Here is a 13,392-nt window from a genome sequence, read left to right on the forward strand (position 1 = left end):
GTTGGGGGTGGTACTGGCGGTGGTTCTGGTCGTTCAGTGCGGGCCGTTCAACGCCGAGACGCAAGAGCTGATGTAGTTCTGGTCGTTTAAGACGGGCCGTTCAAAGCCGAGACGCAAGTATGCGTCTCTACATCGGCCGGGTATGTTCTTCATTTCACCACGAAGGCATACTCCCCCGAGCCGACTTCAAACACGGCCCGGTCGCCCTCCTGGCGCAGAAACTTCACGCCCGGCGCGGCCGCGGCTTTCTTGCCGCCTTCCTGCACCCGCTCCGCATCCTTGGCCGGGAGGTAGACCAGGGCTTTGGTGTTGCCGGGCACCGTCAGGTTCCAGCTGAAGCGCTTGGCGTCCTGCTTCCAGCTGCTCTTGACGAGGCCGCGCACCGATTGGTAGGAGGCGTTGACGAAGGTCAGGCCGGCGGTGGGCGTGGGCTTCATTTCCAGGCGCTGGAAGCCCGGCGCGTCGGGGGCGGATTTGATGCCGGCCAGGTTTTCGTACTGCCAAATAATCAGGTCGCCGAGCAGCATCACGTGGTTTTGGGAGTTCATGGCCGGGTCGGCGGTGTTGCCGTTCCACAGCTCCCAGATGGTGGTGGCGCCGTTGGCGGCCATGTAGCCCCAGCTCGGGTAGTCGCGGTTGGAGGCCAGGCGCAGGGCCACGTCGGGGCGGCCGTGCTGGCTGAGGCCCCGCATCAGCCACTGCGTGCCGATGACGCCGGTGCTGATGTGGCCCTTATTCTCCACCATGATTTTGTCGACAATGTTCTGGAACACCTTGGCCTCGGCCTCCGGCGGCACCATGCCGTAGGACAAGGGCAGCAGGTTGGCCGTGACGGTGTTGTTGGAGTACTGGCAGCTCTGCTGGTTCAGGAATTTCTCGTTAAAAGCCGTTTTCAGCGCGGCCATCTGCTGGGTGTACTCGTCGGCATCCTTGGTTTTGCCCAGCGTGCCGGCGAAACCGCGCATGAGGTCCAGCATGTGATAATAGGTGCTGCTGGCAATGAGCGCCCCATCGGTGTTGCGGGCGGGGTCCTTGGAGTGGATGAGCTCTTTTGACTCCGGGGGCACGCACCAGTCGCCGTACTTGTCCTTGGTGACCAGGCCGTTTTCGGAGTAGTTCTGGCCCATATACACCAGCCAGCGGCGCATGGAGTCGTAGTGGCGGGCCAGCACCTGCTGGTCGCCGTACTGGCGGTAGAGCATGTCGGCCACGGTGAGGTAGGTGCCGGGCCAGGTCACGTTGTCGCCGTAGTAGCGCCAGAAGGCGGGGGCCACGTCGGGGATGCTGCCGTCGGCTTTCTGGGCCTGCTCGATGTCGCGCAGCCACTTGGCGTAGAGGCGGGAGTTGTCGAAGAGGAAACTCTCGCCGTAGGCCCCGGTGGTCCGGTCGCCGAGCCAGGGCTGCCGCTCGTTGCGCTGCGGGCAGTCCACGGGCATGCCCTTGTAGTTGCTGCGGATGCCCCAGTAGGCGTTGCGGTACACCTGGTTGATGGTCTGGTCGGAAGTAGTCAGCGCGCCGGTGGTGGCCATGTCGTCGTACACCACGCGGCCGTCGAAGTTGGCCAGGGTGGGCGCCGCGCCGGCGGGCCAGCCGCTGATTTCCGCGTAGCGGAAGCCGTGGTAGACGAAGCGGGGTTCCCAGGTTTCGCGGGCGCCGCCTTTTAAGGTGTACACGTCGGTCACGCGGGCGTCGCGCAGGTTGCGCACGTAAAGCTCGCCGCTGGGCTGCAGGGTTTCGGCGAAGCGCAGCGTCACCTTGTCGCCGGCCTTGCCCTGCACGCGCAGGCGCAGCCAGCCGGCCAGGTTCTGGCCCATGTCGAGGATGTACTTGCCGCCGGCCAGGGGCTTGATGGATACCGGTTTCAGGGTTTCCATCACCTTCATGTTCTCGTTCATCTGCGCCTCGTAGGCACCGCCAGGCTCCTGCACCAGCTCGGCCGGCAGCCAGCTTTTGGCCTCGAAGCCGGCGGTGGCCCAGCCGGGCATTTCCTTGGTGGCGTCGTACTCCTCGCCGTCGTACTCGTTGTTGGTGCGGATGGGGCCGTCGGCGGTGCCCTGCCAGCTCTCGTCGGTCTTGACGATGTCGCGCGAGCCGTCGGCGTAGCTTACTTCCACCTGCATGAGCAGCTTGGGGTAGCCGAAGGTCTTGATCTTGTAGGGCTTGTAGTGCTGGCGCATGGCGTAGAAGCGGCCGTTGCCGAGCACGGCGCCCACGGCGTTGGGGCCCTGTTTCAGCAGGCCGGTCACGTCGTAGGCGTTGTACTTCACGCCCTGGGTGTAGTCGGTGGGGCCGGGGGCCAGCACCTGTTCCCCTACCCGCTGCCCGTTCAGGTACAGCTCGTACAGGCCCAGCCCGATGATGTAAGCCGTGGCCTGGCGGATGGGCTTGTCGGCCTTGAACTCCTTGCGGAAGTAGCGGGCCGAGAGGCGGGCGTGGCTGGTTTCGTCGTCCCAGGGAAAGGCGCGGTCGAAGCCGATCCAGCGGCCTTTCCAGTCGAGGTAGTTGAGCAGGCCCATGCTCCAGCGGGCGGGCGCGCTCCAGGCCGAGGGGCCCTGAGTCGTCCAGGTGCGCACTTTCCAGTAGCAGCGGGTGCGGCTGCGCAGCGGGGCGCCGGCGTAGGCCACGTGCACCGATTGGGCCGACGCGACCTGGCCGGAGTTCCACAGGTCGCCCTCGTCGGCGGCCAGCTTTTCGGGGGTGGAGGCCACCAGCACCTGGTAGGCGGTTTGCTCCAGGCCGCGGGCCGCGCCGCTCAGCTCCCAGCTCAGGCGCGGGGCGGTGGCGTCGATGCCTTCGGGGTTGGTGAGCAGCTCGCAGCGCAGGCGCAGCAGCTGCACGGGGGCGGGCTTGTCGGCGCGGAAGGCCGTCAGCAGCAGGGCGGTGAGAAGCGAAGAAAGTACAATGCGCAGGTTCATCGGGACGGGCAGCCGCACCCCGCGGCCCCCGCTACGACAGCAGCGGGGAAGCCGGCCGCTACACGGGCCGGCGCCACGGGGCGGTGCTAGGCACTTTTGGCGTCCACTAGTTCACCATTTTTCCCGTGCCAACATTCTACGATCTTAGCATAAAGCTTTAGGATTTGGGCATGGTGGGGAGGCTTCTACACTATCGAGCAGTCATAAGAGCTTTACCAATCTTCGGCTTGACGATTATTCCAATTCACAGAGAAGGCTCACTGGAAATTTCCATTGTCTAAATACTCTCATATGATCTTCTATGTCTCGAAATATTTTCGAGACATCTTCAAATGATGATTCATAGCCACAGCATCCATCTTTTTTAAAACTATCCTTTATTTTTAATTTACCCACTACTTCAAACTTATCCTTGAAGCTTGCCATATCCTTATGAATAACAAGGTTGTAGTTCAGGCCGAAGAAAAAGTTTGACTGTCCGCAATAAGCCCATATACTATCTACATTTGGCTGATATGAAACAGTTATATCAGGATCATACCCCGACCCTATCTTAAGCCCAGAAATAAAGCTCGATTTTAGATGATCAAGCGTCGGCTTTACTTTCCCCTTGTAAGTAGTTGCAACGAGGTCATAAGAACACTGGCCTCGTTGTTGAGTGATTTTAGCACAAATCATTGCATGATAATTGTCCGCAATTTTAAAAACTAAAACATCATTTTCTTGAAAAAACAAGTTAACTATCTTTCTATACTTCTTAATTTTTCTAATTTTCTGATTTGGTTGGCTTATTTTCAACCATAACTTATCAAGCTCCTTCCTGCGCTTTTTGCCTTCCTTCTCATCAGCCTCTTCTTCCCACACTTTGACGCCAGCTCCTTTGTCTATAACACGCTTGACCTCCTCTAATGTACTATCGGTCAATCCTCCGATTTCCCAGAAAGCAAGAGCATAGGCAGTAACAAAAATTTCATAATAGAAATCTGTATCATCACCTAATTCGGTCCTCTCAAATGGAATTACCCCTTTAATATCCTCAATACTCAATCCACTATCATACAAATCCATTATTTGGTTATATGTATCTCTCGCCAAATCTCCATCAATGATTTTAACGCCGTCAGTTGCCATGTTTTGTGCTTAATATTCTTCAATCAATACCCTTTACTCCACCCCTACCCAGGCTCAGCAGTCGTCCAATCCTGCAAGTCGATGTTGCTAATTCGGCTCAGGTGCTTGTGGTTGTTCGATACCATCACCATGTTATTGACGACAGCCGTAGCCCCGATCAGAATATCGAAGTCGTCAATGATGAGGCCCTGTTTGCGCAGCCGGGCTTTTTCGGCCGCGTAAACGTCCAGCGCGTCATACACGGGAATGACGACGAACTTCGGCAGAAAGGCGGCAATGATGGGCCGCAGTACCTCGGGCGTTTTGCTGTTTTCGGCGCCGTATTTCAGCTCGGCCACCGTCATTTCGGAAATGAAGCAGTTGGCGGGGCCGACTTGCTCGATTTTACGGTCGAGCTGGTATAGGCCTTTGAGGAAGTAGATGCAGATGTTGGTATCGAGCAGGTAGCGTTTCAAAGCGGCTCGATGTCACGGGTGGAAACGCGGGACTGGCGGATAGCCGCAATGAGTTCTTCGGCGGTTTCTTCGCCTTGGTAGGCTCCGAACAGGGCTTGCAGGCTCGTCGGGGCGGCGGGCTGCTGCTCTTGCTTCAAGGATTGCGACAGGCGGGCAATCAGGTCCAGCTTGCTGTCGGCGCTGAGGTTGCGCAGCACGCCGAGGTAGTAATCGGCAATGCTGGCGGATGGATTGATCGGCTGCATGGCGTTTTTTCGAAGCTTACGTGCAAATCGGCTTGGAAGTCGTTAGCTGGCTCTGCGGGTCGGAGCATTCGGTTTATCAGCAGAACATGGAGCCAGCGGCTTACTGCCTTGTTTATTCTGCTTGATCCACTCGCTGATGCGGGTAAATTCCGGCTCCGACAGTTGCCGGCCGGTGGTACAAAAATCGACGTCTTTTGGCTCCTGAATCATTGCACTGAAGTTAACCAATCTAGCCGTTTGGTCGCTCACCAATCCCGAGTTGCCACCAGTTCTTCTCTATCCGCCTCGAAGCCGTAAGCTTTTGATACGAACTCAAAATCTTCCGCTATACATTCTCTGGCGGCCGTTTCTATTTCGCTGTCGGCTTCTTCAAAATCATCTTGCAAGTCGTTGAACTTGTCGGTAGCGGCGTGGGTCAGTTCGTACAGCTCATCTAGGGTCTTGGGCTGCTTCTGCTCGATTTCAAAACATAGCCCTACCAGAATTGCCTTACCCTTGTCGACTAGCTTATTCGGGAAGTACGAGTCTTCGTACATCTCTTTCAGGAAGGAATAATTCCTAACCGCTTCGTTTGCAAGCTTTTCTTGCTTCTTAGCCATATCAGCTACGTTGATGTTGGTACTCAAATAACGGGCATCTGCTTCAGTACCCAACTAAACAGCGGGTAGCAAACCTCTTCGGTTCACTACCCGCTGCGATGCTTCAGTGTCGTGCTGAGCCTGTCGAAGCATCTCTACCGAACAACTTCGTTCAAATGAAGCGGTAGAGATGCCTCGACAAGCTCAGCATGACGTTCTGGGTTGCGTTGTTCAATCGGCTGCTGCTCTACTTCTGCCCGACGGCGCCGGCTGGGGCTTGCTGGCCGGAGAAATCGAAGTACAGGGTCATTTCCTTGGCGTACGAGGGGTCTTTGCCGTAGTCGTAGTACATGTTGGTTTTGCCCATCGGGCCCATGTTCTCGGCTTTCTGCGACTTGGTGCCGATGGGCGTGATGCCGTGCATAAAGGAGAGTTGGCCGCTGGGGAAGGCCGGGGCCGTGTTGTAGGGCGTGGCCGAGAAGCGCGGCGTGAACAGGCGCAGGTACACGTCTTCCTGGTCGCAGATTACGGTGAAGGGCTGGCCGGTGGTCTGCAGGGTGAGCCAGTAGAAGTTGGAGTAGTAGCCCTTGAACTCGGGGTACTCGGGGCCGCGGGTGCCGTTCATTTCGCCGGTGCTGGTGTCGTTGTAGCCTTTGGTCCACACGCCCAGGTTGGTGCCCTTCAGGCGGTCTTTCCACACGCGGTAGGGCCCGTCGCCGCGCCACTGGGCGCCGCGCACCTCCTTTTCGGGGTAGCTGAAGCTCAGGCCGGCCAGGGCGAAGTCGTAGTCTTTGGGGAAGTACTTAGCCGTGAGGCGCACCCAGCCCGAGGGGTACACCGTCCACTGCAGCGACTGGTAGCGGCTCTGCTTGCCGAACTTGGCTTCGATGACCACGTTCTGGCCGTCCTGGCGCTGGCTCAGGCCTTCGAAGGCGGTTTCGCCCTCGGCCAGCACGGGGCCGTTGGTGAGCGGGATGAGGCCCTTGGCGTTGCGCACCGAGCGCAGCAGGCCCGAGCGGCGGCTGAAGCTCAGCTCCACGCCGTTGGCGGCGACGTTGTAGAGCGAGTCGGTTTCGGTGAGCTTGGCGGCGGTGGGGCCATCGGTGCGGATGAGGCGCTGGGCCACGGCGCTGGGGCGGGTAATGGGCCAGCTCCAGGTGTAGATTTCGCGGCCGTCGGGGTAGTGGGCGGTGAGGTAGAGCACGTCGTGTTGCTGCCAGTCGGCGGGCAGGGCCACTTTCAGGGTGCCGTAGGTGCCGTTGGGCGCCACGCTGGGCGCGGTAAGGGAGCCGGTTTTGGTGACGGGCGCGGCCTTGCTGCCGGGGCCAGGCAGCTGGGTTAGCTTCCAGGTGAACTTACACTGATTCAGATCAGTGAAGTGGAAGCGGTTTTGCACGCGGAAGGTGCCGTCGAAGGCCGGGGTGATTTCGCGGCGCTCGAAGAACACGGGGCTCCATACCTCCTTGATGGTGAAGAAGCTGCCCTCCTTTTCGCGGTAGGGACCGAGGATGCCGTCGGCGCCGTGGTTGCCGTCGGTGTCGAGGATGCCGCCCTTGTCGGTGCGCACCACGCCGGCGTCGGAGAAGTCCCAAAGGAAGCCGCCGGCCGAACGCGGATGGGCCCACATCTGCTCCCAGTAGTCTTCGAGGCCGGCGCCGTGGCCGCCGTCGTAGAGGCCGTGCAGGAACTCGGTGGGAAACACCACGTTGTGGCCCTGCAGGTGGGTGCCGTTGCCGTAGTCGTAGTTGATGTAGTGCTGGGTATCGGTGCCGCGGAACACCTGCCAGGCGTGGATAACGGGGCGCTGCTGCAAGTCCATGCGGTCGAGCACCGGGTCGAGGTCGAAGTTGTGGCCGCCCTCGTTGCCGTTCACCCACACCACGATGCTGGGGTGGTTTTCGTCTTTGCGCACCATTTCCTCGGTGAGCTTGGTGCCGGTGGGCGTGTCGTAGTTGCCGTGCCAGCCGGCTATTTCGTCGAGCACCATCAGGCCCAGCGAGTCGCAGGCGGCCAGGAAATGGTCATCGGGCGGGTAGTGGGCCATGCGCACCGAGTTCATGTTCATGTCGCGCATCAGGTTCACGTCCTGAATGCTGAGGGCCTTGCTGGTCACGCGGCCCGAAGTGGGCCAGAACGAGTGGCGGTTGACGCCCTTGAACTTGACTTTGACGCCGTTGAGGTACATGCCGTCCCGCTCGCGCACTTCCATGGTGCGGAAGCCGATGCGCTTGTCGACGACGTGCACCGGCTGCCCGCCCTTGCGCAGGGTGAAGGCCACGCGGTAGAGGTTGGGCGTTTCGGGCGTCCAGAGCCGGGCTTGGCTGAGCGAGGTTTGCAGGCGCGTGGTGGCCCCGCCGGCCACGGCCGCGCGGAACTCGGAGCCGGCCTTTTGCCCATCCAGCGTATAGAGCTGACCCACGACTTCATCGGCCCCGCTGCCCTGGGTGTACACGTCGGCGCGCAGCGAGCCGTCGGCCTTGGCATCCACGGCCACGCGGCTGATGTGGGTGGCGGGCAGGGCCTCCAGGAACACCGGGCGGAAGATGCCGCCGAACAGCCAGAAGTCCCCACGTCGCTCGGCGTCGTTGACGGACTCGTTGGCCGAGTGCTTGGCGACGGTGGCTTCGAGCAGGTTGGTTTTGCCCGGCTTGAGCAGCCGAGTAATGTCGTACTTGAAGCGGTAGTAAGAGCCTTGGTGCATCGGGCCGGCGGACTGGCCGTTAATCTTCACCTCGGTGTCGGTCATGGCGCCGTCGAAGACGATGTTCACCGTCTTGCCGTCCCAGTTTTTGGGCACCTTGAACTCGTACTTGTACTGGCCCACTTCCTTGCCGCGGGCGGTGTCCTTGGCGTGGCCGTAGTTGTACTTGCCGAAGCCCTGCAGCTCCCAGTTGGAGGGCACCGGGATGGTGGTCCACTTACCGGCGTTGCGGCCGGCCGAGCAGTGGAACTTCCACTTGACCGTGTGGTCTTTGTCAGTACCGGAGAGGTACTGGATTTGCGTCTGCTGGGCGTGGGAGGCCAGGGGCAGCAGCGTCAGGAGGTATGGGAGGAAACGTTTGAGCATGTCGTTCTTTTGGGCGCCTCACGTGCGCCTCACCCCCCGGCCCCCTCTCCGAAAAGGAGAGGGGGAGCCTGACGACTTCTTTGCTTGGGGTGGTGTAGGTGCTGAGGCTTATGGTAGGTTGGCCTTGATGGCCTGGAGGACTTTCTCGGTTTCGTTTAGGGCTTGGTTGTTGGAGAAGCGCAGGACGCGGTAGCCTAGCTCGGCCAGGATTTCGGAGCGCCCTTTGTCGTAGGCGGCCTGGTCGGGCTCCAGGTGGCCGGCGCCGTCTAGCTCCACTATCAGCTTGTGCGGGAGGCAGACGAAGTCGGCAATGAACCTATCGATGCTGTGCTGACGCCGGAACTTAACCCCTAGCTGGTTTCCGCGCAGCCGTTGCCAAAGCAGCTCTTCGGCCGGCGTGGGTTCGTGGCGCATCCCGCGTGAGCGGCCTTTCAGGTCGAGCTTGGCGTACAGCTTCCGGTCAGCGGTAAAGATTTTGTCCTGCGGCAGGTAAGGCTCATTGATTTCCATAGAATCAAATGGAATTGGAAACCAACAATCTACCCAAATCCGCCCGCGCCACCGTGGCTCCCCCTCTCCTTTTCGGAGAGGGGGCCGGGGGGTGAGGCGCACACGAGGCGCAACGTCAGGGCGTCACCGGCCCCGAGCTGGTCTTCAACGACTTAAGGTAGAACACCGCCAGCTTCTCCGACTCGCCGGCTTTGGGCAAATCATACGCTTGGTCGGCGGGCGTGTCGGGCGTGGGGAAGTGGCGAGCAGGGCCGGTGCGCAGCATCACCCGCTCGAACGAGGCCACCGGAGCGAAGAAGATGAAGGTGCTGGTCTTGCCGCCGTTCACCGATACCGTGCAGGTGCGGTTGGGCGCGTCCAGGGTTACTTTCAGGTCCAGCTGCTGGCCGGCCTGGTACTTGGTCACCCCCTTGAAGCGCGCCCCGGCCTTGTAGCTGAGCGTGCCGGTGGAGTCGAAGCTCAGCTGCACGGCCGGCTGGCCCTTGGCGTCCTGAAACTCGATTTGCAGCAGGCCGTGGTCGTTCTGGGCGGGCACCACCGACAGCTCGGCCGTCAGCTGCTTGCTTTCGGGAATGATGCGCTCAGCCTTGCCGTAGTCGAAGCGGTCCGAGTCCTTGAAGACGAGGCCCTTCGAGCCATCCGGCAGCGGGCCGATTTCCACCGGGGCCTGCACCAGGCTGTAGGTGTTCCACTGGTCCAGCTCCTGGCCGGCGGGCAGCTGGGCGAAAACGTCGTTGGCGTGACTGGTAGCGGTGGCTCGCACGGGCACGGGCACCGAGGCAATCCAGAGGTCCTCCTTGTTCACGCTGTAGCTTACCCACAGCTTCTTATCGGGCGGCGTGCCGTCGCCTTCCTGGATGCCGCGCACGTACTGCGGGCCGTAGCTTTTGTAGTTGCCGCCGTAGCGCATGGGCGTGATTTCGCCGTGCACCAGCCAGAGGTCGGTGTAGTCGAGGCCGTTTGCGGAGGTCGACACGGCCAGCGGCCAGCGGAACTCCGAGGGGTTGTACACCGTGGCGTAACGGCCGTCGGAAGTGCGCTGGCCCCAGATTTTGGCGTTGCTGTTGACGAAGTGCGGGGCGCGGATAACCGGGTTGGGCCAGGTTTTGCCGCCGTCGGGGCTGATGCTGGTGAGGGCGTGCTTCCAGAGGCCCACCACGCGGTTGCCATCGGGCAGGTGGTAGTAGCTGAAGGCCTTGTACTCCTTGCGCAGCGGAATGAGCTGGTCGTCGCGGTCCTGCTCCTCCACCATCTGCTGCATCATCAGCGGCGAGGCCAGAATTTCCTCGCAGGCGGCCACGAAGCCCTTATCCTTGCTCTTGGTGTAGAAGGGATACGCCGACTTAGCCTGGTCCCAGGTTTTGTTATAGCGCAGGAAGTAGATGGGGCCGAATTTGCCATTGGGCAGCACCTCGCGCACCACCCGCCCGATGCCCTGCCCGTCGTTGGGGTCGTCCTTGGCATCGAGGGCAATGCCGTAGTAGCCCAGGGTGAGCAGGCGGTTTTTCTTGGAGGTGTAGAAGCCGATGCGCTGGTGCATCACGGCCTCCAGGTTCTTGGCCACCTTGCCGGGCTGGTCGGGCTTGGTGAAGCCGTCGGGCACCTTGTAGGGCGGGAAGATAACCACCGGGTCGGTCCAGGTGTAGCCGTCCTTGCTGGTCAGCAGCAGGGTGCGCCCGGGCGGAATATGCTCGCCCACGGGGTTGCTCAGGTACTGGTAGTAGAACTGCCCGTTCCAATAAGCCAGCATGGGCGCGTGGTTGTAGGTCCACCCCTCCCCGTTCGCGGCGCTGGGCTGCTCCCGGTTGGCGCGCAGCACCTGCCGGGCGTGCGTGCCGATAGCCGGCCGCAGCTGGCCATGGTGATAGTCCACGTTGCTGAGCGTGGTGCCGGTGTAGCGGATGGTTTCCGGCGCGGTCTGGGCCTGGGCCGAGACGCCGCCGAGCGTCGCCGCTAGCGCTGCCCAAATTCCGATCTGCTTGCTCATTGATTTCCGCTCGTGGTGGTGGTTGCCGGGGCCGCCGGGGCGCTCCGCAACAGGTTCTTCAACGTCTTGCGCGGCGCCATAAACACGGTGCCGTGCTTGTGCCCCTGCGGCACGCTGGCCTGATTCGAAACGTCGGTGAACGTCTTGAAATCGGCCGTTTTCATCACGCCGTAGCGCTTTTCGCGGTAGGCGTCGTAGTAGATCAGCCACTGCTTATTCGGCAGTGCCAGCACGCTTGGCCCCTCGGTAAAGTTGCCGGTGAAGGGCTCCGACACGCTGGGAAACGGCCCTAGTGCCGAGGGCCCGAAGGCCACCTTGATGTTGCGCATGGGCCGGGTATTGTCCTTTACCACCAGCACGTAATCCTGCGGCCCGCGCGGCACTACCACGGCATCAATGGCGCTCCAGCCCGGGTCCAGGAAAAGCTTCGCGGGGGTGAAGGTCTGGAAGTTCTTGGTCGTGGTGTAGTAGAGCCGGTGGTTGTTGTCCTCATCCTCGATGCCCCGCGAGAAGCGCAGCGGAATGGTCGAGGCCCACACGATGAGGTACTGCTGCGTGGGCGCGTCGTAGAAGATTTCGGGCGCCCACACGTTCACCGTCGTCGGTTCGTGGCCCATCACGTCAACGAAGCGCTGCTCCGACCAGTGCACCAGGTCTTTCGACGAGGCGTAGCCGAAGCCCTTGTCGCCCTTCCAGCCGCAGGTCCAGACGAGGTGGTAGGTGCCATCGGGTCCGCGCGCGATGCTCGGGTCGCGCATGATCTTGCTCGGCCCAACCTGCGGCGCGAGAAAGATGCGGTTCAGGTCCTGCCACTGGTAGCCATCGTAGCTGTAGAGCAGGCGCAGGCCTTCGTTGGCCGGCTCGTGGAAGGACGTGAACATGTACACGTCGCGCGAGCAGGCCGTGAGCAGCGCGGCGCCGAGCAGTGGGGCAAGGAAGCGGACGGCTTTGGTTTTGAACATTTGATTGCAGCAATCAGGTCGTCATGTCGAGCTTGTCGAGACATCTCGCGTGCTGACTTCAGGTACTATTCTTTTCGTTGAGTTTTCTATCAGGAGTTAGCACGCGAGATGTCTCGACAAGCTCGACATGACGTTCTTCTTTCCAGTTGCTGGACCTATACCGCGTCCAGCACCAGCACCCAGTCGTTGCCATTTTTCTGCTCACCGGGCGCATTGAACTCCTGCGTACCCTTATTCGGGAAGGTGCCGATGGCCGTCGTCTTTCCATCCCGCGGGCTAAACCACGAAGCCTTGACCTTGCTGCCGCTGATTTTGCCCAGGTTCACCTTGATGTTGCGGCCGGTATAAGTGTACACGAAGGCGTAGTTCTTGCCCCGCGTGGCCATGAGCCGCTCGTACTTCTCCCCTACTTCGCCCGCAATCAGCGACTGATCCGGCACCCGCTCGAAGAAGGGCCGCGACAACATCAGCTGCTTCAGGTACTGCATCTGCGCGGCGCCCGGCGCGTTGATGGCCGACGACCACAGTTCCGAGGAGCCGTAGGCGCTGCCCTTATCGAACGAGCTGTGCATCTGCATCACCGAGTTCTGCCCGTAGGTGTAGCCGAAAGCGCCCGCGAATACCGACCAGTAGCCGTAGCGGCGCACGTCGGCGTCGGTCCAGCGGGGCTGGGTGATGTCGTGCAGGCCCTGCGGAATGCCCTCGTACGACGGCTCCCCATCGATGCTGGGCTTGGCCGGCTTCAGTTGGTTGTCGACAACTTGGTAGCGCCAGTTGTCTTCGCCGTAGTGCTTCTGCTCCTTGCGCGAAGTATCCTGCTCGTAGCGCCGGTGCCCCGACTGATACATATTGAAATCCAGCCACTTGGCGTTGTGAAACCAGTCCGACGACTGCGTGCGGCCCCGCGGGTGGTAGGTCACCAAGTGGTTTGGATCGACCGCCTTGAGCGTGCTGCCGATGACGTTCCACACCTTCAGCGAGTCGGAGCCAGCAATATCGCCGCCGTTGAGCCAGATGATGTTCGGCCGGTTCTTGTAGCGCTCCGCCAGGAAGGTAGCGTAGGCTTTGGCCTGCGCCTGATTCACCTTGCCGCCCTTCACGTTGGTACCCCACACCGGCACCAGGCCCATGTACAGGCCTTTTTTAGCCGCCAGATCCACGATGTAGTCGACGTGGTCCCAGAAGTCGTACTGCGCCGGGTCAGTCGGCGAGTTGCCTTTGCTGACGAGCGGCGTGGCCACATTGCCACGCACCAGAGCCGAGTCGCCGTACACGTTCACGGCCGGCACCTGGTGCAGCACCATCACCTGGATGACGTTGAAGCCCTTTTTGCGGCGGTCTTCGAGGTAAGTTTCGGCTTCTTCGCGCTTGAGCTTGTTGAACAAAAGCCAGCCGGTGTCGCCCAGCCAGAAGAAGGGTTTGCCGGCTTCGGTCTGCAGGTAGCGGCCGTTGGCGGATACTTTCAGCTTGCTCACGGGCTCCGAGGGCGCGGCGGCCACGGTCAGAGCTGACACAGTTAGAACGGAGAGCTTACAAAGCCAA

General features: G+C 60.9%; 10 protein-coding genes. All 10 read right to left on the minus strand.

Annotated elements, in window-relative coordinates; translation table 11 throughout:
- Positions 1-149: 149 nt before the first annotated feature.
- Positions 150-2,915 (minus strand): alpha-L-rhamnosidase, encoded by a 2,766-nt coding sequence (locus B0919_RS03855; protein ID WP_078010908.1) that lies wholly within the window; start codon positions 2,913-2,915, stop codon positions 150-152.
- Positions 2,916-3,149: 234 nt separating this feature from the next.
- A complete protein-coding gene (locus B0919_RS03860; protein WP_078010909.1) occupies positions 3,150-4,046 on the minus strand; it encodes a hypothetical protein in 897 nt (298 codons plus the stop codon).
- 44 nt (positions 4,047-4,090) lie between these two features.
- Positions 4,091-4,501 carry a type II toxin-antitoxin system VapC family toxin gene (locus tag B0919_RS03865; RefSeq protein WP_078010910.1) on the minus strand — a complete coding sequence of 137 codons (411 nt, stop codon included), beginning with the start codon at positions 4,499-4,501 and terminating at the stop codon, positions 4,091-4,093.
- Positions 4,498-4,746, minus strand: a complete 249-nt coding sequence (locus B0919_RS03870; protein ID WP_078010911.1) for a hypothetical protein — start codon at positions 4,744-4,746, stop codon at positions 4,498-4,500. Before B0919_RS03870 ends, B0919_RS03865 begins: the two co-directional genes overlap by 4 nt.
- Before the next feature lie 245 nt (positions 4,747-4,991).
- A complete protein-coding gene (locus B0919_RS03875) occupies positions 4,992-5,345 on the minus strand; it encodes a DUF5713 family protein (RefSeq protein WP_078011378.1) in 354 nt (117 codons plus the stop codon).
- Positions 5,346-5,571: 226 nt separating this feature from the next.
- Complete coding sequence (locus tag B0919_RS03880; protein ID WP_078010912.1) at positions 5,572-8,391, minus strand: glycoside hydrolase family 2 protein; 2,820 nt, start codon at positions 8,389-8,391, stop codon at positions 5,572-5,574.
- A 108-nt stretch (positions 8,392-8,499) separates the two neighbouring features.
- Complete coding sequence (locus tag B0919_RS03885) at positions 8,500-8,901, minus strand: endonuclease domain-containing protein (RefSeq protein WP_078010913.1); 402 nt, start codon at positions 8,899-8,901, stop codon at positions 8,500-8,502.
- Between the two features lie 115 nt (positions 8,902-9,016).
- Positions 9,017-10,888, minus strand: coding sequence for a six-hairpin glycosidase (locus B0919_RS03890; RefSeq protein ID WP_078010914.1), 1,872 nt, complete (start codon positions 10,886-10,888; stop codon positions 9,017-9,019).
- The gene (locus B0919_RS03895; RefSeq protein ID WP_078010915.1) at positions 10,885-11,850 is read right to left on the minus strand and encodes a glycoside hydrolase family 43 protein; all 966 of its coding nucleotides are present in this window, start codon (positions 11,848-11,850) and stop codon (positions 10,885-10,887) included. Before B0919_RS03895 ends, B0919_RS03890 begins: the two co-directional genes overlap by 4 nt.
- Before the next feature lie 155 nt (positions 11,851-12,005).
- Complete coding sequence (locus B0919_RS03900; protein WP_254846473.1) at positions 12,006-13,364, minus strand: glycoside hydrolase family 140 protein; 1,359 nt, start codon at positions 13,362-13,364, stop codon at positions 12,006-12,008.
- Between the last annotated feature and the right edge of the window lie 28 nt (positions 13,365-13,392).

Origin of the sequence: Hymenobacter sp. CRA2, from assembly GCF_002007105.1 — a bacterium.
GTDB lineage: Bacteria > Bacteroidota > Bacteroidia > Cytophagales > Hymenobacteraceae > Solirubrum.